19 protein-coding genes are annotated in these 23,393 nt (G+C 72.3%); 9 read left to right on the forward strand and 10 right to left on the reverse strand.

The features are described 5' to 3' along the window. Position 1 precedes the first annotated feature (1 nt). On the reverse strand, positions 2-733 hold the full coding sequence (locus G9272_RS02685) for a hypothetical protein (RefSeq protein WP_171395004.1): 732 nt from the start codon (positions 731-733) through the stop codon (positions 2-4). Continuing rightward, entirely contained in the window at positions 733-2,055 is a 1,323-nt protein-coding gene (locus tag G9272_RS02690) for a phenylacetate--CoA ligase family protein (RefSeq protein WP_171395005.1), read from the reverse strand. Before G9272_RS02690 ends, G9272_RS02685 begins: the two co-directional genes overlap by 1 nt. 259 nt (positions 2,056-2,314) lie before the next feature. Here G9272_RS02690 and G9272_RS02695 point away from each other — a divergent pair, with 259 nt between their 5' ends. From G9272_RS02695 to G9272_RS02710, 4 genes are read left to right on the forward strand one after another with little or no spacing between them, the layout of a single operon-like run. Next, positions 2,315-3,394, forward strand: a complete 1,080-nt coding sequence (locus tag G9272_RS02695) for an amidohydrolase family protein (protein WP_171395006.1) — start codon at positions 2,315-2,317, stop codon at positions 3,392-3,394. Positions 3,395-3,417: 23 nt separating this feature from the next. Continuing rightward, complete coding sequence (locus G9272_RS02700; protein ID WP_171395007.1) at positions 3,418-5,838, forward strand: bifunctional acetate--CoA ligase family protein/GNAT family N-acetyltransferase; 2,421 nt, start codon at positions 3,418-3,420, stop codon at positions 5,836-5,838. Further along, on the forward strand, positions 5,835-6,809 hold the full coding sequence (locus tag G9272_RS02705) for an LLM class flavin-dependent oxidoreductase (protein ID WP_171395008.1): 975 nt from the start codon (positions 5,835-5,837) through the stop codon (positions 6,807-6,809). Before G9272_RS02700 ends, G9272_RS02705 begins: the two co-directional genes overlap by 4 nt. A gap of 20 nt (positions 6,810-6,829) precedes the next feature. Next, positions 6,830-7,375, forward strand: coding sequence for a PaaI family thioesterase (locus G9272_RS02710; RefSeq protein WP_171395009.1), 546 nt, complete (start codon positions 6,830-6,832; stop codon positions 7,373-7,375). Here the strand turns inward: G9272_RS02710 and G9272_RS02715 are convergent. From G9272_RS02715 to G9272_RS02735, 4 genes are all read right to left on the reverse strand, one after another. Further along, positions 7,369-8,520 (reverse strand): acyl-CoA dehydrogenase family protein, encoded by a 1,152-nt coding sequence (locus G9272_RS02715; protein WP_171395010.1) that lies wholly within the window; start codon positions 8,518-8,520, stop codon positions 7,369-7,371. The genes G9272_RS02710 and G9272_RS02715 overlap by 7 nt on opposite strands. A gap of 105 nt (positions 8,521-8,625) precedes the next feature. Continuing rightward, positions 8,626-8,946, reverse strand: coding sequence for a hypothetical protein (locus G9272_RS02720; protein WP_171395011.1), 321 nt, complete (start codon positions 8,944-8,946; stop codon positions 8,626-8,628). 44 nt (positions 8,947-8,990) lie between these two features. Next, a complete protein-coding gene (lexA, locus tag G9272_RS02725) occupies positions 8,991-9,677 on the reverse strand; it encodes a transcriptional repressor LexA (RefSeq protein WP_437184243.1) in 687 nt (228 codons plus the stop codon). 455 nt (positions 9,678-10,132) lie between these two features. Continuing rightward, positions 10,133-10,486 (reverse strand): ArsR/SmtB family transcription factor, encoded by a 354-nt coding sequence (locus G9272_RS02735; protein ID WP_171395014.1) that lies wholly within the window; start codon positions 10,484-10,486, stop codon positions 10,133-10,135. A gap of 137 nt (positions 10,487-10,623) precedes the next feature. Between G9272_RS02735 and G9272_RS02740 the strand changes: the two genes are divergently transcribed. Then, the gene (locus G9272_RS02740) at positions 10,624-11,601 is read left to right on the forward strand and encodes a quinone oxidoreductase family protein (protein WP_171395015.1); all 978 of its coding nucleotides are present in this window, start codon (positions 10,624-10,626) and stop codon (positions 11,599-11,601) included. Positions 11,602-11,845: 244 nt separating this feature from the next. Then, complete coding sequence (locus tag G9272_RS02745; RefSeq protein WP_171395016.1) at positions 11,846-13,663, forward strand: serine/threonine-protein kinase; 1,818 nt, start codon at positions 11,846-11,848, stop codon at positions 13,661-13,663. Positions 13,664-13,735: 72 nt separating this feature from the next. Here the strand turns inward: G9272_RS02745 and G9272_RS02750 are convergent, their stop codons facing one another. Beyond that, positions 13,736-14,161: a VOC family protein gene (locus G9272_RS02750; protein WP_171395017.1), complete on the reverse strand. Its 426-nt coding sequence runs from the start codon at positions 14,159-14,161 to the stop codon at positions 13,736-13,738. Positions 14,162-14,253: 92 nt separating this feature from the next. Here G9272_RS02750 and G9272_RS02755 point away from each other — a divergent pair, with 92 nt between their 5' ends. Then, positions 14,254-15,252: a helix-turn-helix transcriptional regulator gene (locus tag G9272_RS02755; RefSeq protein ID WP_171395018.1), complete on the forward strand. Its 999-nt coding sequence runs from the start codon at positions 14,254-14,256 to the stop codon at positions 15,250-15,252. A 121-nt stretch (positions 15,253-15,373) separates the two neighbouring features. On the opposite strand, the gene G9272_RS02760 is transcribed toward G9272_RS02755, so the two are convergent. Next, positions 15,374-16,075 carry a TetR/AcrR family transcriptional regulator gene (locus tag G9272_RS02760; RefSeq protein ID WP_171395019.1) on the reverse strand — a complete coding sequence of 234 codons (702 nt, stop codon included), beginning with the start codon at positions 16,073-16,075 and terminating at the stop codon, positions 15,374-15,376. A 152-nt stretch (positions 16,076-16,227) separates the two neighbouring features. Here G9272_RS02760 and G9272_RS02765 point away from each other — a divergent pair, with 152 nt between their 5' ends. Then, the gene (locus G9272_RS02765) at positions 16,228-17,769 is read left to right on the forward strand and encodes an APC family permease (protein WP_253267685.1); all 1,542 of its coding nucleotides are present in this window, start codon (positions 16,228-16,230) and stop codon (positions 17,767-17,769) included. 69 nt (positions 17,770-17,838) lie between these two features. Next, positions 17,839-19,506: an amidohydrolase gene (locus G9272_RS02770; protein WP_171395020.1), complete on the forward strand. Its 1,668-nt coding sequence runs from the start codon at positions 17,839-17,841 to the stop codon at positions 19,504-19,506. Positions 19,507-19,529: 23 nt separating this feature from the next. On the opposite strand, the gene G9272_RS02775 is transcribed toward G9272_RS02770, so the two are convergent. Together G9272_RS02775 and G9272_RS02780 are read right to left on the reverse strand one after the other, a co-directional pair. Beyond that, the gene (locus G9272_RS02775) at positions 19,530-20,132 is read right to left on the reverse strand and encodes a sarcosine oxidase subunit gamma (protein ID WP_171395021.1); all 603 of its coding nucleotides are present in this window, start codon (positions 20,130-20,132) and stop codon (positions 19,530-19,532) included. After that, positions 20,125-23,391, reverse strand: coding sequence for a sarcosine oxidase subunit delta family protein (locus G9272_RS02780; RefSeq protein WP_171395022.1), 3,267 nt, complete (start codon positions 23,389-23,391; stop codon positions 20,125-20,127). Before G9272_RS02780 ends, G9272_RS02775 begins: the two co-directional genes overlap by 8 nt. Between the last annotated feature and the right edge of the window lie 2 nt (positions 23,392-23,393).

Consider the following 23,393-nt stretch of genomic DNA (forward strand, 5'->3'; position numbering starts at 1 on the left):
CTCAACTCCTCTGTGGGGAAAGCCCGCCGGCCTCGCCGAGCAGGACCCGCGGGTCGTCGCTGCCGCAGCCGCACCGACCGGTGACGACCCGGCCCGCGATGGCGAGCGGTGTCTCGGGAAGCGGCGACGCGCGCCCCTCCCCGGCCGCCAGGGACAGCTGTCCGTCCTGTTCACCGACCCGCCATTCGGCGGCGTTGACGTGCGCACCGCACCGCTCGGGGCATTCGAGGGCGAGAGCCGGCCCCACGGCCGAGATCACGGCGGCGGTCACGCCCACTCCACGCAGCTGCGGTACGGCGGCAGGGCGGGCCAGCAGCACGGACGTGGACCGGAACATCTCGCCGAGGTCGGCGGTGCCGGCGAGCCCCTCCAGGGTCTGGGCCGAGATGCCGATCACCACGTGCGGGTTCAGTTCGCGGTGGAAGACCGCGGTGCGGCGGTGGTCCCAGCCCATCGCCTCCGCGATGCCGTACGTCACCTTCAGCGTGCGCAGGGCGCCGATCACCGCATGGCCCCAGAAGCCCTCGAAGCCGGACGCGGTCAGCAGGGCCCGCTGCCCGGTGGCGAGGCCGTGGTCGCGCAGCCTTGCGGTGACCCAGTCGGTGTCGCGGGCGAGTTCCGCCCAGGTCAGTTCCATGTCCCGGATGCCGTCGGCGGTGGGGAAACGTACGAGGTAGGCGAGTTCGGGACGGTCGAGTTGCCTGGCGCGGGCCAGGGTGTCGGCGCGGGCCATCAGCTCTTCACCACCCGAGGGAACTTGGCGACGCTGGTCATGGTCTTCAACAGGTCCTCCTCGGGGCGCATGTCGAGCACCGGCTTGACTCCGGTCCGCTCGTGCACGGCCTCGCCCAGCCGGCCGGCCAGCGCGTCGACGTCTGCGGTGAGCGCGGGGTCGTAGCCGACGCGCAGCCGCAGTTCGTCGACCTCGCGGCGGTCCCGGACGATCTGGAAGACTCCGGCCACCGTCTCCGGCTGGTCCTCCACCGCCTGCCAGACGTCCCGCAGGACCACGGACCGCCCCTGGACCAGGGTCTCGTCGCCGCGTCGTCCGGCCACCCACATCCGGGCGTGGGTACGGCCGCAGCCGCAGCGGTCCCGTGACAGGCGGACGAGGTCCTCGCTGCGGTAACGGATCAGCGGCGCGGCCCGGTTGTCCAGGTCGGTGGCGACCAGTTCGCCCAGATCGCTCTCCGGGACGTCGCGCCAGCCGTGCTCGTCGACCTCGACGCACTCGGCGAAGACGGTGTCCTCCCAGAGGTGGAAGCCGTCGTGCTCGCGGCACTCCCAGGCGGTGCCGGTGTCGGCGGCGCTGGTGTACTCGTAGACGTCGATGCCCCAGTCCTCGCGGATCCGCTCGCGCATCTTCCGGCTGAGGGGCTGCCCGGCGCAGGAGGCGCCCTTGAGGGAGGAGAACGCCTCCTTCAGGTCCGTCTTCTCGGCCAGGTGCTCCAGCTCGACCATCTGCGGATACATCATCTGGAGATAGGCGGGGCGGTAGGTGCGCAGGGCCTCGACGACCTCGTGCATCTTCCCGAGCCAGGTGTCCACCTCGATGACCACCGCGCCGAGGGCCTGATAGCCGGGGTCCATGAGGTTGCGGAAGGTGCCCGGCGGGCTCAGCACCCGGTCCCCCGGCCTGAGCCCGAGCTCCCACAGGTCGCGGACCTGCGCGGTCACCAGGGGCGGTGCGTCCTGCCAGATCTCGGCGAAGAACTCCGGGTCGCCGGTGGTGCCCGAGCTGGAGGAGACCGAGGTCAGCTCCTCGACCGGGACGCAGAGCAGCCCGCCGAAGGGATCTCCCGTGCGGGCCCGGTAGGCGCGCACCATGTCCTTGGTGACGAACGGCACCCGCTCCCGGAAGTCCTCCAGGGACCGGATGTCGCGCGGGTGCGTCCCGTGCTCGTCCCAGAGCTCGCGGTAGAAGGGCGAGTTGCCGTAGGCGTACTCGACCAGCTCCAGGACCCGTTCCTCCTGCCGCGCGCACAGTTCCTCGCGGGGCATGGTCTCCACCCGGGGCTCGAAGTACCTGTCCCCGGTGTCCCTGTCACCGCCCATGACGCCTCCTCGCGGCTCGGTGCCCAGATCTTCCAGCTATCAGCGCAATCAGTCAACCAATTCGACGGATTCAAGGCGAGGCCTCACATCCAGACGATGGATATAGTTAACTATTAGCACTCATTCTCCAAGCAGAGGGCACCGTGAAGATCGGATCGAGCGGCGCCGGAGCCGATCTCCCACCCTCCCGGCCTTCCCTTCGGCCAGCCATACAACTAAAATCGCTAACTGATTACATCCATTGACCCGAAGGAGCGTCATGTCGAAGATCTGGGTCAACTCGGGCGACTCCCATGTGATGGAGCCCGCCGACGTGTGGACCGAGCGGCTGCCGGCCCGGCTGGGCGCCCGTGCCCCGCGCAGCGAGCGCGGCGAGAAGTACGAGATGCTCTACATCGACGGCGAACGCATCGACCGCCAGCTCGGCGACTTCATGGACGCCATGCGTCCGCCGGGCGCCTGGGATCTGAAGGTCCGTCTCAAGGACCTCGACCAGGAGGGCGTGTGGTCCCAACTGGCCTTCCCCTCGATGGGGTTCTGGCTCGTCTCGATCACCGACCGCGAGCTCGCCCGGGAGACCGTCCGGGCCTGGAACGACTGGGCGCACGAGGAGATCCTCAGCAAGAACAAGCGCGTCATCACCACCGCCTGCGTCTCGACGGCCGACATCGACGACGCGGTCGCCGAGGTGGAGCGGGTCGCGGAACTGGGCTTCAAGGCGATCTTCCTGCCGTGTTCGACACGGGAGGGCGAGGAGTACGCGCTCGACCGCTGGGAGCCGCTGTGGACGGCGGTGGAGCGGGCCGGTCTGGTGCTCGGCTTCCACATCGGCACGGGCGGGCAGAACGTCGTCTTCCGCGGGCCCGGCGGCGCGGTCGTCAACTACATGGAGACGACCTACCCGGGGATGCGCGTGGTGTCCCACATGGTCGCGGGCGGGGCTCTGGACCGCCACCCGGACCTCCGGATCCTCATCGCGGAGGGCGGCGCCGGGTGGGTGCCGGCCATCGGCGACCGGATGGACGAGGCCTACCGCCAGCACGGCATGTTCGTCAGGCCGAAGCTGAGCCGGCTGCCCAGCGAGATCATCAGGCAGCAGGTCTACGCCTCGTTCCAGCACGACAGGAGCTCCGTGGAGATCGTCGAGTCGACCGGCTACCGCAACGTGATGTGGGGCGACGACTACCCCCACCTGGAGGGCACCTACGGTCACACCCAGTCGACGCTCCACGAGCTGTTCGACGGCGTGTCCGACGACATCCGCGACCGCGTCACACGCGGCACGTTCGACGAGCTGTTCAACCTGCCGGCGCAGACTCCCCAGGAGGCGGCCGTCTGAGCGGCGCCGACGGCGGATCTCCGGTGGCCACTCCCCCGTACCCCGAGGACCTCGAACGGCCCGGACTCGTCAGGACCGGGCGGTCGACCTTCGTCCGGCCCATCCGGCCGGAGGACGCCGACCGCCTGGTCGCCTTCGTCGGCGGCCTGTCCCGGGCCACTCTCGCCTACCGGTCGCTCGGCCCGGTGGTCCGGGCCCGCGACGACGTCATCCGGCGCGGCGCGCAGGTGGACTATCTCAACGAGCTGGCGCTCGTCGCCCTGGCCGGTGACGAGATCGCCGGTCTGGTGCGCTATGTCCGCGACCCGGAGGAACCGGAGCACGCCGAGGTCACGTTCACCATCCGCGACGACCACCAGAGCGAGGGGTTCGGCCGGCTGCTCCTGGAGCACATCGCCGCCGCGGCCCGGGCCCGGGGCATCCGGGTGCTGGAGGCCGACGTCCTCGCCGACAACACCCGGATGATCAACGTGTTCCTCGGCTCCGGCTACCGGACCGAGGCCGGTCCGCCCGGCCAGATCATCCACTTCGAGATCGCCATCGACCCGCAGGCCCAGGCCACGGCCCGGGCCGAGCGCCGCGAGCACACGGCCGTACGGCGGTCGCTCCGGCCCTTGCTCGAACCACGGTCCGTCGCCGTGATCGGCGCCAACCGCGATCCGCTGACGATCGGTCACGAGATCGTGGCCAACCTGCTGCGGGGCGGCTTCGGCGGCAGCGTGTTCCCGGTCAACCCGCGAGCGGAGCGGATCGCCGGGGTGCGGGCCCACCCGAGCGTCCGTGACCTGCCGGAGCCACCGGACCTGGCTCTGGTGGCCGTACGGGCGGGGGCGGTGCCCGAGGTCGTACGCGAGTGTGCGGAGGCCGGCGTCAAGGCGGTGGTCGTCGTCTCGACGGGCTTCGGGGAGACGGGAGTCGAAGGGCGGGCGACCGAGCTGGCGCTGGCCCGCTTCGCCCGTGCCTCCGGGATGCGGCTGGTGGGCCCGAACTGCATGGGCGTCGTCAACACGACACCCGCCGCGCGGCTGGCCGCGACCTTCTCGCCCGCCCTGCCGACGCCCGGCCGGGTGGCGATGTCCAGCCAGTCCGGGCCGCTGGGGCTCGCGGTGCTCGACTTCGCCCGGCGGCTGCGGCTCGGCTTCTCCGGCTTCGTGTCCGTGGGCCACGCCGTGGACGTGTCCACCAACGACCTGCTCCAGTGGTGGGAGGAGGACCCCGGGACCTCGGTGATCCTGCTGCACGTCGAGACCTTCGGCAATCCGCGCCGGTTCGCCCGCGTCGCCCGCCGGATCTCGCCGCGCAAGCCGATCGTCGCGGTGCATCCGGGCCACGCGGATTCGGCGGTGGGCTCGCTGTTCGCCCAGTCCGGCGTGATCCGCACCCGTGGTCTCCAGGAGCTGTTCGACGTCGCCCTGCTGCTCGCCCATCAGCCTCCCCCGCCCGGCAACCGGGTCGCGGTGATCACCAACGCGGGCGGCCCCGCCGCCCTCACGGCGGGGGCGTGCGCGGCGAGCGGTCTGTGCGTACCCGCCCTCGGTGAGCGGACGCGCCGCACGCTCCGTTCGGCCCTGGCGCCCCGCGCGGACGTCGCCAACCCGGTCGACCTCACCCCGATGGCCACCGCCACGCACTACCGGCAGGCCCTGGACGCGGTCCTGGCCGACGACGACATCGACGCGGCCGTGGTCCTGTTCATGCCGCCCCTGGCCGACAAGCCCGACGAGGTGGCATCGGCGATCCTCGACGCGGCCGCGGCCCGGCCCGACAAACCGGTGGTGGCGAGCTTTCTCGGCGGCGCGGGCGTCGCGGACCTCCTGCACCGGGGCGACCTGGTGGTGCCGACGTACACGTTCCCCGAGGCGGCGGCCGTCTCGCTCGGCCACGCGGCGGCGTACCGGACCTGGCGCGCCACCCCCGCCGGCGTCATCCCGGACCTCGCGGGAGTCGACACCGAGCGCGCCCGGTCGCTGATCGCCGACCGTGCTCCGGGCGAGGTCCCGGCGGCGGTCGCCGCGGAACTCCTGGACTCGTACGGAATCGCCGTACGCGACACCGAACCGCACCCCGGCCCCGACGCCTTCCTCTCCGTGCGCGCCGACCCGGTCTTCGGCCCGGTGGTCGCCTTCGGTCTCACGGGGGACTACGCCGACCTCATGGAGGACGTCGCGCACCGCGTCACCCCGCTCAGCGACCGCGACGCCCGGGAGATGGTCCGCTCGCTGCGGGCCGCTCCGCTGCTGGACGGCCGGGCGGGCGGCCCGGGAGTGGATCTCACGGCGCTCGAGGAGACCGTGCTGCGGATCTCGGCGATGGTCGAGGACCTCCCCGAGATCGAGGCGCTGGAACTACGCCCGGTACGGCTGCTGCCGCCCGGGAACGGGGTGGCCGTCGCCCACGCGACGGTCCGACTGGCCGACGACACCACGGGAGGTGGCCGCTCATGAGAGTCGGCATCTACTTCGACCTGCGCAATCCCCCGCCCTGGCGGCAGAGTTGGTCCCGGGTCTACGGGTTCGCCCTGGAGATGTGCGAGGAGGCGGACCGGCTGGGCCTCGACTCGGTCTGGTTCTCCGAGCACCACGGCTTCGAGGACGGCTATCTCCCCCAGCCGCTGACCATGGCGGCCGCGGTCGCGGCCCGCACCCGCCGGGTGCGCCTGGGCACCGCCGTCGTCCCCGCGCCCCTGCACGCGGCTCCCGAGCTCGCCGAACAGGCCGCGATCGTGGACATCATCAGCGACGGCCGTCTGGACCTCGGACTCGGCACCGGCTACCGGGTGCCCGAGTACCGGCTCTACGGAGCCGACCTCACCAAGCGCTACACCACGACCGACCAGCGGGTACGGGAGATCCGCGGCCTGTGGGCCGAATCCGTGGTCACTCCGGGCCCGGTCCAGGATCCGCTGCCGATCTGGCTCGGCTACCAGGGCCCGCAGGGCGCCCGGCGGGCCGGCCGGCTCGGCACCGGGCTGCTGTCGCTCAACCCGGCGCTGCTGACGCCGTACCGGGAGGGGCTCACGGAGAGCGGGCACGACGTGTCGGCGGGCCGGATGCAGGGCTCGTTCACCACGTTCGTCACCGAGGATCCCGACGGCGACTGGCCGGTGGTCCGCAAACACCTCGCCTACCAGTGGGACAGCTACCGCCGGTACATGGTGGAGGGCACGGACCAGCCCGCGCCCCGCCCGATCGACCCCGAGAAGTGGCGGGAGCGCGGTCTGGAGGCGACCGGCGTCGGCCAGTTCCTCTACGGCACACCGCAAACCGTCGCGCACGCCATCAGGGAGTACACCGCCGGGCTGCCCGTCGAGGGCGTGTTCCTGTGGGCCTCCCTGGCCGGCATGCCCGAGGAGATGATCGCCCGCCAAGTGCAGCTGATCGCGGGGAAGTTGCGTCCGCTGCTCGCCGACGCCTGACAGACACCGAGGAGCACATCATGCCGACGACGGGAACCGGCGAGAGCGGAGTGACGGCACCTAACGGGCACTGGGCGGGGACGGGCCTGCCGGAGCCACCCCGAACCGCCGGGGGCGTGACCCTCTGCGGTGGGTGCCGCGCCCTCGGGGCGTGCCGGCTGGGAGTGGAGCGCGAACGGCTCGACGAAGGCGGCGTGGCGCGGTTCGAGCTGAGCTGCCCGCGCTCCCACGAGGGCGGGCCCGATGTCGCGCACGGCGGCTGGACGGCAGCCGTCCTGGACGACTGCCTCGGCCATCTTCCGCTGCTGCACGGCGTGATGAGCGTGACGGCCGAGCTGACGGTGAGCTTCGTGAAGCCGGTGCCGGTGGAACGGCCGCTGGAGCTGCGGGTGTGGGCCGACCGGCGGGAGGGATCGCGTTGGTACATCGCGGGCGAGATGACGCTCGCGCCGGGCGGGGCCGTACTGGCCCGTGCCTCCGGAATCTGGGTGACCCGCGACCGGAGCCACTACGCGCGGCACGCGAAGTGGCTGGCCGGGCAGGTCGAGGCCACCGAAGGTCAGTAACTCCGCAGTCCCATGCTGCGGGCGATCCCGTTGCGCTGGATCTGGCTGGTCCCCCCGGAGATCGTGGCCACGATCGACTCGCGATAGCGGAAGCTCATCACGCTCTCGGTGGAGAAGCCGTGCCCGGCGCAGACCTGCATCCCGAGCCGGGCGGCAGCCACATAGGTCTCCGACCCCTTCAGCTTCGCCATTGAGCCCTCCCGCGAGCACGGCTTGCCCTGGGCCAGCAGCCAGGCCGCACGGTAGGCGAGCAGCCGGGCGGAGTCGATCTCGGTCTGGAGGTCGGCCATGGCATGGGCGAGCGACTGGAAGTTGCCGATCGGACGGCCGAACGCGTGCCGCGCGCGGGAGTATTCGAGCATCTCGTCGAGCGTGGCCTGAGCGGCACCCAGATAGCCGCCGGTGATGATCACCTTCTCCAGTTCGATGTTGGAGAGCATCACCTTCCAGCCCTCGTCGCGCGGGCCGACGAGGTTCTCCTTCGGCACCAGGGCACCGTTGAAGAAGACCTCGTTGGTGCCCAGGATGTGCCGGGCCAGGGTCGGTGTCCGGCGCACCTCGACGCCCTCCGTCGACGGATCGACGAGCAGCAGGCTGATGCCGCTGTGCTTGGGCTCGCGCGGCCCCGTTCGCACATAGGTGGCGATGGTCGTGTCGGGCAGTCCGCCGCCCGTGCACCATGCCTTCTGGCCGCTGACGCGGAAGTGATCCCCGTGGTCCTCGGCGGTGGTCCGCAGCGCCGCGGCGTCGGACCCGCTGTCCGGCTCACTGAGGCCGACGGCGAGCCGGTGGCGCCCCGTCATCACCTGGTCCCGGATGAAGTCGCGCTGCGCCTCGTTGCCCCAGCGGAACACCGTGAGCCCGGGGATGAGCACCCCGATGTAGCACATGGCGACGTCGAAGCTGGCCCGCCCCAGCTCCTCGGCGACGAGGATCAGCTCGAGCGGTCCGCCGCCGTCGCCGCCCTCCGCCTCGCTGAACGGCAGCGAGAACCACCCGAGCTCGGCCATCCCGCGGAACAGCTCAGGCGGTACGACGCCCTGCTCGTCCCACTGCTTGGCCTTCTCGGCCGGGCACACGTCTGCGACGAACTGCCGTGCCGTCGCGCGCAACAGAAACTGCTCGTCGGTCAACCCGAAGTCCACGGCCACTCCTCGCCACCACTAGCCTATTCATCTATCTAATTATTCTATGTTAGCGGATAAGGCGGGGTTCGGCTCGAGCTCTCGCCGACACCGGTCGGCCCGCGGCTAGCGGCGGGCGCTGCCGGACCGCTCCGCGCCGCCGGCACTGGGATCCGCGAGGGGTGTCGCGGTCATCGCGTACGTTCGCTCGAGTGTCCGGCCCAGTCGCCATGACAGCGGTCGCTGCTGCTTCTGCTCGGCCGGTGATCTGATCCCGGCCGGCGGCGACACACCGGCGCTGATGCAACCGACCCACGCCGACGACCTCACGTCGGGCTTCAGCAGCGCCGCGATCGTGGACGAGCGGAACAGGGCCAGACCGGGAGCGACGGCACGTCGTTCGCCCCTCTTCGCCTCGCCGACGGCACGTTGCCCGCGGTCGGCCACAGCACCGCCACCCGTCCGGTCCGAGCGCGGGTGGCGCGCCTGGTCTAGAGCAGGCGCAGGACGCCGACGACCTTCCCGAGGATCTGCGCCTGGTCGCCGCGGATCGGCGCGTAGGCCGGGTTGCGGGGCATGAGCCACACCTGACCGTCCTGTCGGCGCAGCACCTTGACGGTGGCCTCGTCGTCCAGGAGCGCGGCGACGACGTCCCCGTGATCGGCGCTGTCCTGGCGTCGTACGGTCACGATGTCGCCGTCACAGATCGCCGCGTCGATCATGGAGTCGCCGGAGACCGTCAGGGCGAACAGATCGCCGTCGCCCACGACTTGGCGGGGCAGGGCGTAGACGTCCTCGACCATCTCCTCGGCGAGCAGCGGGGCGCCGGCCGCGATCCGTCCGACGAGTGGCACATCCACCCGCATCTCGCTCCTGCCGCCCAGGTCGGGCGCCCACGACGGCCGGACCCGGTAGGCGCGCGGGCGTTGCGGATCCCGGTAGAGCACGCCCTTGCGCTCGAGGGCCATCAGCTGATGAGCGACCGAGGAGGTGCTGGCGAGCTCCACGGCCTGGCCGATCTCCCGCATCGACGGCGGGTAGCCCTGCCGCTCGACCGACTCCGTGATGTAGCGGACGATGGCCGACTGGCGGCTCGTCAGCTCTCCTTCGGCGGTCCGGGGCCCCGGGGGACGGCCCCGGCGGGCGGACGCGGTGTTCTCCATCCGGGGCACCTCCATGCAAGATCGTCGGAATGACCCTAACCTGTCATCCCCCATAAATGGAACACCTTATCGAATCTCGGGGGCTCGGGGGCCCGGGATCCGGGTCTCGGTGACGCTTTCCCGAGGCGCCGGTGAGCCACAGGCCGGCACCCACTGCCGAGGCCCTCCGACGCCGCCTGTCGAGTCCGCGTCGACGGGGCTCGGGCATCACCATGTCGTTCCGCCGGCGTCGGCGACCATGCGGACGAGGGTGTCGATGAGTTCGTCGGCGGTGGTGCCCGACCCGCCCGTGTCCAAGTGGCCGCTGAGCTCCATGTCCGCGCTGCCCGTGGTCACCCGCCTGGTGCGGATGCTGTCCGACCGCGCGCTCGACCGCGTCCTCGCCGCCAACCTGCGCCGCCACTAGCCGAAGGGCGCCGCGGCCTGACCCACCGACCCGACGGCAGGCACCGGAGCGTGGGGCCCGCCGATCACTCGGTGCCGACGGTGCCGTCCTCACGCAGAAGCAGGGCGAGCAGCCCGGGAAAGCGCTCCTCGAACTCCTCGCGGCGCAGTCGGTTGACCCGCTTCGGCCCCTCGTCGCGCTGTTCGACCAGCCCGGCGCCGCGCAGGACCGAGAAGTGGTGACTGAGCGCGGCCTTGCCGACGGGCACGTCGAAGCTGCCGCAGCTGCGCGTCCAGTCGGCGGAGCCCGCCAGGTCGCGGATCAGCTTGATGCGCACCGGGTCGGAGACCGCGGACAGCGCCGTGAGCACGGACACCTCCTGGGGATCCGTGTGCACCGGCGCCGCACGGTGACCACCGCCCGCAGCCTCGTTCGACATGCCCCTCCCGTCTCAACGCCTGCCCGACGGGACACCTCGCGGAGCGTCCCGGCCGGTTGCCGAGTGTTCGACGGATATCTTACAGTCCAAGTGTTCGCTTCCTGTTGAACACTCATCGAAGGATGCGGTGATCCGTCATGCGCGCGGTCGAGTTCCAGGAGTACGGCGCCCCCGAGGTGCTGAAGGTCGTCCGGGCCGAGACCCCCGAGCCCGGGCCGGGCCAGGTCACCATCGACGCCGCCTACGTCGGCGTGAACTTCGCCGATCTCAAGGCGCGCGCCGAGGGATACCGGGTGCAGTCGCTGCCGTTCCGGCCCGGCCTGGAAGTGTCGGGGCGGGTCCGGGCCGTGGGCGACGGCGTCCAAGGGCTGCGGGCCGGGCAGGAGGTCGCCGCGCTGGTCGGTGGTGGCGCCTACGCGGAGGTGGTCGTCGCCGACGCCGTCACCGTCTTCCCGCTCCCCGAGGGCCTGGACCTGCGCACCGCCGCCACCTTGCCCACCGTGGTGCCGACCGCGTACGCCCTGCTCCACGAGGTCGGGCGGCTGCGGGCCGGGGAGACCGTGCTGGTGCAGGGCGCGGCCGGCGGCATCGGCACGGTGGCCGGTCAGCTGGCCCGGGCGGCGGGCGCCGGAGCCGTGTACGGCGTGGTGTCGTCCGCGGCGAAGGCCGAGCACGCGCTCAAGCACGGCTACGACGAGGTGTTCATCGGCGACGCCTTCGCCGCCGACGTCCGCCGCGCCACCGACGGCAAGGGGGTCGACCTGGTGCTCGACCCGGTGGGCGGCGACACCCTGCACCGCGGCCTCGACGCGTTGGCCGTCTTCGGACGTCTGGTGTCCTTCGGCAACGCGAGTGGCGCCGAGCCGTGGCACGTCGGGCAGCCCGAGTTGTACGCCCAGGGCCGTTCGGTCGGCGGCTTCTCCATCCTGGGGCTCGCCCAGTCCGCGCCCGAGACATTGCGCGCCCTCGCCGAGCGCGCCTTCCGCACGGTCTCCGACGGCACCGTGAGCCTCCCGGTCACCGCCGAGTTCCCGCTGGCGGACGCGGCCGAGGCGCACCGGCTGATGGGCGGGCGCACGTCGACGGGAAAGCTGCTGCTGCGGGCGGCCGACTGAGAGCGGTCCCCGCACGCACCCGCCCCGCGAGGCGCGAATGGCGCACAGGAGTCGCACATCTGTACTGATAAGTTCTGAATATCCCATGGCTGGATTTCCGCCAGTAGGGTGAGCGGGCGGTCGAGCGAAAGACACACCGCCACCGGGGAGTTCCGGATGTGCCGCCCTTTCGTCTGCCGCTGTTCCGGAACTTCGGGCGGCCGGGCTGTTGTCGCGCCGCCCTGTGCCACGAGGGGGGCAAGCCATGCGGGTGCTCGCGGACAGATACGAACTGGTCGAGGCGGTCGGACGCGGAGGAATGGGGGAAGTCTGGCGCGCCACCGATCGGGAGCTCGGCCGCACCGTCGCGGTGAAGGTGTTGCCGCCGGAACTCACCCGGCACGAGGAGTTCCGCGTCCGGTTCCGCCGGGAGGCGCGCACCGTGGCGTCGCTGAACCACCGGAACGTCGCCGTGCTGCACGACGTCGGCGAGGACACCACCGACGGCGAGACAACTCCGTTCCTGGTCATGGAGTTCATCGAGGGGCGCACGCTGACCGCCGCGCTGGCCGAAGGCGCGTTCACGGTCGTCAGGGCGCTGGCGGTCGCCAGGGACATCGCGGACGCCCTCGCCCACAGCCACGCCCAGGGCCTGATCCACCGCGACATCAAACCGTCCAACGTCATGCTGACGTCCGAAGGCGCCATCAAAGTCCTGGACTTCGGGATCGCGAAGGTCGTCGCGGAGACCACCACCCGCCTCACCGCGACGGGCATGACGGTGGGCACCCCCGCCTACCTCTCCCCCGAGCAGCTCACGGGCGGGCCGGTGGACGGCCGCTCCGACCAGTACTCCACGGGCTGCCTGCTCTACGAACTGCTCACCGGCCGCCCCCCGTTCCTCGGTGACTCCCCCTTCGCGGTGATGCACCAGCACATCAGCCAGGAGCCGGTCGCGCCCTCCCGGCTGCGCCCGCAGATCCCGGCCGCGGTGGACGACCTCGTGCTGCGGACCCTGGCGAAGGACCGTGAGCAGCGGCTCGGCAGCGCGGCGGAGCTGCGGGACGCGCTGGCGGCGACCCGCACCGCAGTGAGCGCCCCGGCGGCCGCGCCGCAGCCGCGGACCGCCGCCCCGGCCCCGGGCGCGCCGCCCGCGCCCACCGTGCCGCCCGCGCGTACGAAGGCCGACACCAAGGCGGGTCCCGGGCACACGGCGCTGGCGCAGCAGGAGACCCGTACCGCACTGACACCGCCCAGGCCCGCCGTCCCGCCTCCCGGTGGACCGGTCGACTCGGCCGTGCCCGGCGTCGCGGACGGTGCCGCCCGGACGCCGTACACGGCGCCGACTAGCGGCGGACCGTCGTCCTCGCCGGGCGAGCGGCGGTTCACCCTCACCACCGGCAGGCTCATCGCCCTGCTGGGCCTCGTCGTCTCCGGCGTCGTCACCATCGGCTACCAGGACGCGTACGCGGACGCGTCCGACGAGCTCGTCGGTGTGTGGGTGGCCGCCGTCGTGCTCGGGCTCGCCCTGTTGCGCTGGCTTCCCCTCACCTCGACCCTGCTGTGGTGGGGGGCCGGGGCCCTGGTCATGGCGAGCGTCGCTGTCGGCGGCGGGGTCGACGACTACGACTACACCTCGGTCACGGAGACCGACTTCGGCACCCTCTACTACTACGACTCCTCCTACGGCGCCTACTACGAGCTGCCGGCCGACTCCTCCGGCCACCGGCTCTTCGAGGACGACTACAGCGGCGGGTACGATCCCGCGCAGGCCGAGGTCAGTCACGACTACACCGCGCACGACAACATCGAGATCCTCGCCGTTCCGGCCCTCGCCCTGGCCACGCTCTGCCTCGTCCGCGCAGTGAGCCGCCGACGCCCCTCGCCCCTCGCGGCGGCCGCCGGCCTGACCCTGGGCGGCCTGGGTGTCGGCTGGCTGGCCCTCGGTTCGGACGAGCAGACCGGGGTGTTCTCGGTGGCCTGGGCCGTGATCGTCATCGTCGCCGTCGTCCAGGAGATCCGCGCCCGCAGGAACGCCCCGCCTCGTGTCCGCCGCCGTCTGCGGTTCGTCACGGCCGGGTAGCCGGCCGGGGTCTTGCGGGATGCGGGGAGCCGCGTCCCGCTCCGGGGCCTCCTCGGTCCCGGGACGCGGGTCTCACGAGGTCGGTACCACCCGGTCGCCCGGGGCGGCGAACTTCGCGATCGCCGCCGGGGTGACCGGGGTGAAGAAGTTGACGAGATTGCCGTCAGGGTCGCGGAACAGCAGCGACCGGTTGCCCCAGGGCATGGTGGTGGGCTCGTTGACGAAGTCGGTCACGAAGCCGGTCAGGTTCCCGTGCACACGGTCCACGTCGTCGACCAGGAACTCGAGGATCACGCTGTGATTGTCGGCCGGGCGGGACGAGCCCGGCGCGAACAGCGGGACCGTACGGGTGCCGGCGATGGCGAGGGTGGCGCCGGGGGTCTTGAGTTCGGCGAAGTCCTCGGTGAACCACGTCGCCGGCACCCCGGTGGCCTTCTCGTAGAACTCGACGAGGCGTGCGACGTCGCCGGTGATGATCCGGATCGAGACGAAGTCCATGGTGTTCTCCCTGGTTCGTGAAGCCGTTGCGCTCCGCACGCTAGAACAAATAGTGGACAGAATCGGTCCACTAGTGGCGTTAGGGTCGCAACATGTCCCGACCCACCGGCCGCGTACTCACCCTCCTGGAACTGCTCCAGTCGGGCGGCACCCGGACCATGCGCGAACTGGCCGACCGGCTCGGCGTGGACGGCCGCACCGTGCGGCGGTACGTGGACCAGCTGATCGACCTCGACGTGCCCGTCGAGTCGGTGCGCGGCCGCTACGGCGGCTACCGCCTCGCCCCCGGCTACCGCCTGCCTCCGCTCATGCTCAGCGACGACGAGGCGATCGCCGTACTGCTCGGCCTGGTCGCCGGCCGCCGAGCGGGGCTGACGACGACGACAGCCACCGCGAGCGAGACGGCGGCGGCCAAGATCCGGCGCGTGCTGCCCGAGCGCCTCGCCCGCCGGCTCGACACGGTCCTGGAATCCCTCGCCTTCACGGAACCGCCCGGCGAGTTCGCCACCCCTGACGCCGGGGTGCTGCTCACCATCGCCGACGCGGTACGTCACCGCCGGCCGGTCTCGATCAAGTACACCGACCGCGACGGCCGGCGCAGCGACCGCACGCTGCACCCGTACGGGGTGGTGGCCCATGCGGGCCGGTGGTACGTCACCGGCACGGACCCCGGGATCGGGGAGGAACGGACCCTCCGACTCGACCGCATCACCGACGCGAGGACCCTGCCCGGGTCGTTCGAGGCACCCGCCGGACCGGACCCGGCGCAGCGTGTCCTGTCCGGGTTCGCCACGGCGGCGTACCGGCACGAGGTGACCTTGCGGATCCACGGGACGGTCGAGCAGATCCGCGCCCGGCTCCCCGCGAGCGTCGCGAGCGTGGAGGATCCCGCGTCGACGGCGGGCGCGGACCCGGCGACCGAGCGCTGGCTGCTCGTCGAACTGCGGGCAGAGCGACTCGACTGGCTGCCTCCGGTACTCGCCTCCCTCGACCGGCCGTTCACCATCGAGCGCCCCGACGAGCTGCGCGACCTCGTCATCGCACTCGCGGACCGCCTCGCGACCCACGCCCGGGGGACCGCGTCCCGCTGACGAATCGGGTGCGGTTCGTTGATCAAGGAGTCCTACGACCCCGCAGGGTTTCGGGCTCGAAAGCCGCCGCCCCGCACCCGATCGTCACTCGGTGTCGCGCCTCTCGCGCGCACGATCCGGATCAACGCGGCCGACTCCCCGGCGCACGGGCTCTCAGCGCCTCCAGCAGCAGGTCGATGGCCTCCTCGAAGGAGCTTTCCCCCATGGCGTGCAACTCTCGGCGCGCGGAGGTCAGCGCGGGATACGACGCGGGGTCCAGCCCTTGGTACACCTCGCTCCACGCCCGGTGGTCGCTCTCGCGCTGCTGCCGTGGGAGCGCCTGGAACGCGGCGTCCATGGCCGCGTGACTCAGCACGGTGTCGATGAACGTCAGATACAGGCGCGTCGCGTCGGCCGGTCCGAAACCCGCGGAGAGCAGGAGACCGATCCCGGTCTCCACGGCCCGGATCTCGTTCTGCCGCCGGGTCACCCGGTACGAGGCGAAGGCGGCCGCGCGGGGGTGGGCGAGGTATCCGGCGCGGACCCGCCGGGCCATCTCGCGCAGTGCGGCCACCCAGTCGTCGCCGGGGGCGAAGCCTGCCATGGCGTCGCCGATGATGCGGTCGGCGATGGCGAGCACCAGGTCGTCTGTGCCGTGGAAGTAGCGGTAGAGGGCGCTGGGGTCGCAGCCGAGGGCGGTGCCGAGCCGGCGCACGCTGAGCGCCTCCGGGCCGTGCTCGCCGATCAGCCGCAGGGCGGTTGCCACGATCAGCTCCTCCGACAGCAGCACCCCCGAGCGAGTGGGACGACGGCGGCTGCGCTCCTGCGGGACACGGGTGGTCATGGCGGGTGCTCCTGTCGGTCGGGGCCGCGTAGCAGCAGTGAAGGGGGCCCGCACCCTTATGTCAACGGGATTGACGCAAGACTCGCGCGAGGTGTTCCATCACAGTCCCGCGCGGCTCTTCCCCCGTCCTCCCTCCCCGCGAGGAGCCCTTCATGCCCTCCCTGTCTCCCCAGCCGTCCACACCGCCCGCTCCCCCGTCGCCCGCCCCGTCCGGTGGACCGGGCACCGGACTGCGCCGCTCCCTCGGCGTCGTCGACGGTGTCGCCATCGCGGCCTCCAGCACGGCCGCCACCACCAGCATCGCCATCGGCATGGGCACGATCGCCACCATCGTGGGCCTCCAGGCCCCGGCGCTGCTGCTGCTCGCCTTCCTGCCCGTGCTCGGTATCGCCACCGCCTACGCCCGCCTCAACCGCTCCGAACCCAACTGCGGCAACGGCTACACCTGGGTCGGCAGGACCCTCGGCCCCTGGCCGGGATTCCTGACCGGATGGGTCACCGTCGTCGGCTCGGTGATCTTCTGCGCCTACACCAGCGCGGTCATGGGCTCGGTCGTCCTGATCTTCGCCGGCAAGGCCGGTCTGCACAGCGTGGCGGGCATCGCCCTCGATCCGGCGTCCACCGGCGTCAGTACGGCCGTCGGGCTGGTGCTGCTGCTCGGCCTCACCGCCCTCGCCATCACGGGCACGCGCGCCACCACCCGCTTCCAGTTCGTGCTGCTGGTCTTCGAGTACGCCGTGCTGCTGGGGTTCTGCGGCTGGGCCCTGATCACCGGCGGGCAGTCCTTCTCCCTCTCCTGGTTCAACCCCTTCGAGATCACCGACGGCACCGCCTTCGCCCAGGGCATGGTCCTCGCGGTGTTCTTCTTCTGGGGCTGGGACGCGGCCTTCAGCGTCACCGAGGAGACCAGGAAGCCGGGCGACGCGGCCCGCGGCGGTCTGATCGCCCTGTTCGCGATGCTCGGCCTGTTCCTCTTCGCCTCGGTCGCCTTCCAGCGGGAGATGAGTCTGACCGAACTCATCGAGAACGGTCCGCAGGCCCTGCCGTACCTCGCGCAGAAGCTGGCCGCCGAGCCCTGGGCCACCCTGCCCGTGGTCGCCCTGATGTTCTCCGCCGCGGCCTCCGTGCAGTCCACGCTGATCCCCACGGCGCGCGGACTGCTCGCGATGGGCCGGGACCGCACCATGGGCCCGGTGTGGACCCGGGTGCACCCCCGGTACGGCACCCCCGCCGCCGGTACGGTCGTGGTCCTGGCCATCGCCTCCGCGATCGCCCTGCTGGCGGTCGCCATCCCGCGGCTGAGCGACATGCTGCTGGCCGCCGTCAACGCCATCGGTCTGCTCGTCGCCCTCTACTACGGGCTCACCGCGCTCGCGTGCGCCGTCCGCTTCCGCTCCGCCGGGCGCGAAGGGCTGCGGACGGCGGTGCTCGCCGTGGGGGTGCCCGCCGTGTCCGGTCTGGTGCTGCTGGGCCTCGGCGGCTATCTCGGATACTCGTACCTGACCATGAGCGACCACTTCGAACTCAGCCCCGACAACGGCTGGTTCATGTTCTCCCTGCCCGCCGTCATCGTCCTCGCCGGCCTCGGTATGGCCGCGGTCGCCAAGTACGGCCGCCGTTCGCCGTACTTCACCACCGGACGCGGCACCGACGCCGAGGCCATCGTCCTCCCCATGGACCGCACAGCCGTCTGAGTCGCCGCCCGATCCCGGCCGGCCGCTCCGCTCCCTCTCCGCCCTCATCCCCCCATGGAGTCCACACCCATGTCGCAGTCCCAGGTCACGGGCCCCGCCGAGCTCGTCCTCACCGGCGGACCCGTCCACACCGTCGATCCCGCCCGCAGCCGCGCCACCTCCGTGGCCGTGCGCGGCGGGCGGATCACGGCCGTCGGCCACGACGAGGTGCACGCGCTGATCGGTCCGGGTACCGAGGTCGTCGACCTCGCCGGCAAGCTGTTGCTGCCCGGCTTCCAGGACGCCCATGTGCACCCGCAGGGCGCGGGCCTGGAACTCGGCCTGTGCCACCTCGCCGACACGGTCGACCCCGCCGAGTACCTGCGGCGGATCCGGACGTACGCCGACCGGCACCCGGACGCCGAATGGATCACCGGCGGCGGCTGGTCCCTGGAGGCCTTCCCCGGCGGCGCCCCCACCGCCGCGGCCCTCGACGCGGTCGTCCCCGACCGGCCGGTCTTCCTGCCCAACCGCGACCACCACGGCGCCTGGGTCAACACCCGGGCGCTGGAGCGGGCCGGCCTCGACGCCCGCACCCCCGACCCCGCCGACGGCCGCATCGAACGCGACGCGGACGGAAACCCGACCGGCATGCTCCAGGAGGGAGCCGTCCACCTGGTGGGCCGGCTGGTGCCCGACCCCACCCCCGAGGAACAGCTGGCCGCCCTGCTGCGCGCCCAGGCCGTGCTGCACTCGCACGGTGTCACCGCCTGGCAGGACGCCATCGTCGGCGCCTACGCCAACATGACCGACCCGGCCCCCTCCTACCGCACGGCCGTGGACCGAGGGCTGCTCACCGCCCGCGTCGTCGGCGCGCTGTGGTGGGACCGCGCACGCGGCGCCGAGCAGATCCCCGAACTCGTCGCGCGACGGCAGGAGTTGAGCGTGGGCCGGTTCCGCGCCGGCGCGGTGAAGATCATGCAGGACGGCATCGCCGAGAACCACACCGCGGCCATGCTCGATCCGTACCTCACCGGTTGCGGCTGCGCCTCGGACACCAGCGGCATCAGCTTCGTCGAACCCGGCGAGCTGAAGAAGTACGTCACCGAACTCGACGCGCTCGGCTTCCAGGTCCACTTCCACGCCCTCGGCGACCGCGCCGTGCGGGAGGCCCTCGACGCCGTCGAGGCCGCCCGGACCGCCAACGGCCCCCTGGACACGCGCCATCACCTGGCGCACCTCCAGGTCGTCCACCCCGACGACGTACGACGGTTCCGGGCGCTCGGCGCCACCGCGAACCTCCAGATGCTGTGGGCCGCCCACGAGCCGCAGATGGACGAACTCACCCTGCCGTTCCTGGGCCCCGAACGCGGCGCCCGGCAGTATCCCTTCGGCGATCTGCTGCGCGCGGGAGCGACGCTCGCGGCGGGCAGCGACTGGCCGGTGAGCAGCCCCGACCCGCTCCAGGCCATCCACGTCGCCGTCAACCGCGTCTCCCCGGACGCCCCCGAGGGCACCCCGCGGTTCCTTCCCGGACAGCGCCTCGACCTCGGCGCCGCCCTCGCCGCGTACACGGCGGGCAGCGCCTACGTGAACCGCCTCGACGACCTCACCGGCAGCATCACCGTCGGCAAGGCCGCCGACCTGGTCGTCCTGGACCGGGACCCGTTCGCCGGCCCGCCCGAGGAGATCGCGGCCACCCGGGTCCTCCAGACCTTCGTGGCGGGGGAACGCGTCCACGCGGCACCCGACGCCTGAAAGCATGACTCACCGGGATGCGTTCACCCGTATTCCACGGCCGCGTCCAGCAGCCAGTTCGTCAGGTGGTCGGCGAAGGAGGAACGCACCAGCACCCAGAACCCCGCCCTGGGCTCGTCGCGGGCCACGAGGACGACCTGGGTGCGGGCCAGCGTCGTCTGGGCGCACCGGCCGGGGCCGAAGGCGCGCGGGTGCAGATCCAACCGGCAGCCGTGGGACAGCAGGTCGCGGGCGCGCGGTCCGCCGACCAGGACGGTGGTGCGCTGGGCGGAGACGTCGGTGACGGAGACGGGCGCGTCCCCGGCCGCCGAGCGGATCCGGCTCTCCAGGTCCCGCTGGGTGCCGGGCAGGCCCACCACCAGCCACTCGTCGGGGCCGAGCCAGACCGCGCGCAGGTCCCCTCCGCGCACGGCGGTGTCGGGCTCCAGGGGCAGTTGAAGCCCGAGGGCGAGTCCGACGGCGTCCGCCGCCGGGCTCTTGGCGTCGAGCCGGACGTTCAGCTGGGTCAGGAATGGGACTTCGGCCAGGCGGATCGCGCCCCCGGAGGAGCGCGTCGCGGCGGCGAGGCGGTCGACGGCATGCGCCAGGGGGCTGCGCTGCCGTGCGGTCGAAACGGTGTCAGCCATCGCGGCGGGCTCCCTCGGGGTCGTAGAGGACGGGGCTTGCGACCGTCACCGGAACCAGCCGGTCGCCCACGGGCGCGTAGAGACGTTCACCGATACGGTCCCGGCCGCCCTTGACCAGGGCGAGCGCGAAGGTACGGCCGAGGGCGGCGCTGCGGTAGCTGGAGGTGACGTGGCCGAGCATCGGGACGGGCGGCGCGGGCAGCACACTGTCGGCGACCAGGTGGGTGCCCTCCGGCAGGAAGGTCCCCGGGTCCTCGGGGAGCAGGCCCACCAGGTGCTTGCGGTCGGCGCGGACGGTGTCGGCGCGGGCGTACGAGCGCTTGCCGATGAAGTCGGGCTTCTTCTTCGACACCGCCCAGCCCATCCCGAGGTCCTGCGGGGTGACGGTGCCGTCGCTGTCCTGGCCGATGATCGGGTAGCCCTTCTCGGCCCGCAGGACGTGCATGGTCTCCGTGCCGTAGGGCGTGATGCCGTACGGGGCGCCCGCCTCGTACAGCGCCTCCCACAGGGCGAGGGCCTCCCACGGTGACACGTTGATCTCGTAGGCGAGTTCACCGGAGAAGCTGATCCGGCACACCCTCGCCTCGATGCCCGCGACCGGCGCGTCCCGCCATGCCATGAACGGGAAGTCGTCGTTGGCGACGGCCAGCCGGGGTGCGAGCGAGCCGAGCACCTCGCGGGAACGCGGGCCGACCAGGGCGACGGTGGCCCACTGCTCGGTGACCGAGGTGCAGTGGACGCGGAGTTCGGGCCACTCGGTCTGGAGCCACTCCTCCATCCAGTCCAGTACGGCGGCCGCGTTGCCCGTGGTGGTGGTGACCAGGAAGCGGTCCTGGGCGAGGCGGATGACCGTTCCGTCGTCGAAGATCATGCCGTCCAGACGGCACATGACGCCGTAGCGGATCATGCCGACCTTCAGGGTGCTCATCATGTTGGTGTAGAGCCGGTCGAGGAATACGGCGGCGTCCGGGCCCTGGACGTCGATCTTGCCGAGGGTGGAGGCGTCCATGAAGGCGACGCCCTCCCGGGCGGCCGCGCACTCGCGCAGGACGGCCGCCTCCATCTCCTCGCCGTCCCGCGGGTAGTACCAGGGCCGCTTCCACTGGCCGACGTTCTCGAACAGGGCGCCGTGCGCGACATGCCACGCGTGGACGGCGGTCGTGCGGATCGGGTCGGACAGCACGCCGCGGTCGCGGCCGGCGAGGGCGGCGAAGGAGACGGGGGTGTACGGCGGCCGGAACGTGGGCAGGCCGAGCGCCGAGATGTCCACGCCGAGGAGTTCGGCGACGATCCCGCTCGCCAGTGCCCCGCCCGTCTTGCCCTGGTCGTTGGCGGTGCCGGCCGTGGTGTAGCGCTTGGTGTGCTCCACCGAGCGCAGGCCCGCCCCGGTCGCCCGCGCCAGGTCGTCGACCGTGACATCGCGTTGGAGGTCGACGAACCGGGGGGCTCCGGTGGAGGCGGGGACGGCGAACACCTGCATGGGCGGGGTGTGCGGCGTGCCGACGACGGCCGGGAGGGCCGGCGCCTCGGCGGGGTGCCCCTCCGCCTCGACCGCGCGGGCGCCGGCCGCCGCGCCCTGCGCGAGGGCCGTGGCGAGATCGAAGGCCCCGTTCGCACCGCCCGCGACCTCCACCGCCTGACGGCAGCTGTCGGGAACGAACGTGCCGAGTACGTCGTCGTGGCGGAGCTTGCCGCCCGCCTGGCTGAACAGATGTGCGACGGGGTTCCAGCCGCCGGAGACCAGGAGCAGGTCGACGGCGAACTCCCGTGGTGCCGACGCCACTTGCTGTCCCGGCGTCACTCGCTGTTCCGCGGACTCCCCGTACGGGGCGACCGTGACGGCGGTGAGGCGGGCCTCGCCCTCCGTGTCCGTGACCGCGTGTCCGGCCAGCACCTCGATCCCGGCGGACCGGGCGCGCTCGGCCCACTCCCCCGGCTCGGACCGGGTGTCGACGATCGCCGCGACGTCCACTCCCGCCGCCGCCAGGTCGAGCGCGGCGGCGTAGGCGCTGTCGTTGGTGGTGAACACGACCGCGTGCCGGCCGGGCAGGACCGAGTACCGGTGGAGGTACGTACGGGCCGAGGCGGCCAGCATCACGCCGGGTCGGTCGTTGTCGCCGAACGCCAGCGAGCGCTCGTGGGCGCCGGTCGCGAGGACCACGCGGCGGGCGCGGATCCGCCAGACACGCTCGCGGGAGACCTGCTCCGGGGCCTCGGCGCCGAGGTGGTTGGTGCGGCGCTCGACGGCGAGGAGGTGGTTGTCGTCGTAGTGGCCGAAGACGGTGGTGCGCGGCAGGACGCGTACCTCGGGGGCGGCTTCGAGCTGTGCGCGCGTCGCCTCCACCCAGTCGAGGTGTTCGCCGGTGCCGAGCAGGCTGCCGCCGGATTCCGGCTGGTCGTCGGCGAGGATGACGCGGGCGCCGCTGCGTGCTGCCGCCGCCGCGGCCGCGAGGCCGGCCGGACCCGCGCCGACGACCAGCAGGTCGCAGTGGGCGTGTACGGCGTCGTAGCGGGCGGGGTCCGGATCGGTGGCCAGGCGGCCCTGGCCGGGGAGGCTGGTCGCGACGAGGCCGTCGTACAGCTCGACCGTCGTCGCGGGGAGCATCGGCTCGGGGAAGGGTTCCTCGATCTGGATGACGGCGTTGGGTTCTTCGACGCCGGCGGAGAAGATGCCGCGGGGGCGGCCGAGTTTGATGCTGGTCGCTGTCGCGATGACGCCGTTGGCGAGGAGGGCGGAGGCGAGGGTGTCGCCTCGGTAGCCCTGGTGGTCGATGCCGTCGAAGGTGAAGGTGAGGGGTTCGTCCCGGTGGATTCGGCCACCGGTGGCCAGGCGGTGCGGTTGGCTCTCGAGCCGTGCCGGGGGCTCTGCCCCCAGGCCCCCGTTCGGCCCTGAAGAGGCCTCGTCCTCAAACGCCGGAGGGGCTGAGACGGCAGACCTGGGCTCCAAGGGGGCCGGACCGGCTGAGACGGTCGGCCTGGGCTCCATGGTGGTCGGGCGTTCCTCCCCCGACCGGTACACCGCCAGGACCTCGTTCGTCGAGGTGTCCCGCACCGCGTTGAACCACTTGCGGCAGCCCGCCGCGTGGCTCCAGCGTTCGGCGAAGGGGCCCTTGGGGTTGTCGCGGAAGAAGAGGTAGCGCGCCCACTCCTCGTCGGTGAGGGCGGCGGAGTCCTCGGGGTAGGGCACGTGCGCCTGGCCGCCGTAGTGGAACTCGGCCTCGTCGCGGGGCCCGCACCACGGGCAGGAAATGAGCAGCATCG

It is taken from the genome of Streptomyces asoensis (genome assembly GCF_013085465.1).
Lineage (GTDB): Bacteria > Actinomycetota > Actinomycetes > Streptomycetales > Streptomycetaceae > Streptomyces > Streptomyces cacaoi_A.

Excerpts from the sequence above, each read along its gene's own strand:
- G9272_RS02760 (WP_171395019.1), bottom strand. The coding sequence starts at position 16,075 with ATGACCACCCGTGTCCCGCAGGAGCGCAGCCGCCGTCGTCCCACTCGC.
- G9272_RS02750 (WP_171395017.1), bottom strand. The coding sequence starts at position 14,161 with ATGGACTTCGTCTCGATCCGGATCATCACCGGCGACGTCGCACGCCTC.
- lexA (WP_437184243.1), bottom strand. The coding sequence starts at position 9,677 with ATGGAGGTGCCCCGGATGGAGAACACCGCGTCCGCCCGCCGGGGCCGT.
- G9272_RS02710 (WP_171395009.1), top strand. The coding sequence starts at position 6,830 with ATGCCGACGACGGGAACCGGCGAGAGCGGAGTGACGGCACCTAACGGG.
- G9272_RS02770 (WP_171395020.1), top strand. The coding sequence starts at position 17,839 with ATGTCGCAGTCCCAGGTCACGGGCCCCGCCGAGCTCGTCCTCACCGGC.
- G9272_RS02695 (WP_171395006.1), top strand. The coding sequence starts at position 2,315 with ATGTCGAAGATCTGGGTCAACTCGGGCGACTCCCATGTGATGGAGCCC.
- G9272_RS02690 (WP_171395005.1), bottom strand. The coding sequence starts at position 2,055 with ATGGGCGGTGACAGGGACACCGGGGACAGGTACTTCGAGCCCCGGGTG.
- G9272_RS02745 (WP_171395016.1), top strand. The coding sequence starts at position 11,846 with ATGCGGGTGCTCGCGGACAGATACGAACTGGTCGAGGCGGTCGGACGC.
- G9272_RS02735 (WP_171395014.1), bottom strand. The coding sequence starts at position 10,486 with ATGTCGAACGAGGCTGCGGGCGGTGGTCACCGTGCGGCGCCGGTGCAC.
- G9272_RS02705 (WP_171395008.1), top strand. The coding sequence starts at position 5,835 with ATGAGAGTCGGCATCTACTTCGACCTGCGCAATCCCCCGCCCTGGCGG.
- G9272_RS02765 (WP_253267685.1), top strand. The coding sequence starts at position 16,228 with ATGCCCTCCCTGTCTCCCCAGCCGTCCACACCGCCCGCTCCCCCGTCG.
- G9272_RS02740 (WP_171395015.1), top strand. The coding sequence starts at position 10,624 with ATGCGCGCGGTCGAGTTCCAGGAGTACGGCGCCCCCGAGGTGCTGAAG.
- G9272_RS02685 (WP_171395004.1), bottom strand. The coding sequence starts at position 733 with ATGGCCCGCGCCGACACCCTGGCCCGCGCCAGGCAACTCGACCGTCCC.
- G9272_RS02780 (WP_171395022.1), bottom strand. The coding sequence starts at position 23,391 with ATGCTGCTCATTTCCTGCCCGTGGTGCGGGCCCCGCGACGAGGCCGAG.
- G9272_RS02775 (WP_171395021.1), bottom strand. The coding sequence starts at position 20,132 with ATGGCTGACACCGTTTCGACCGCACGGCAGCGCAGCCCCCTGGCGCAT.
- G9272_RS02755 (WP_171395018.1), top strand. The coding sequence starts at position 14,254 with ATGTCCCGACCCACCGGCCGCGTACTCACCCTCCTGGAACTGCTCCAG.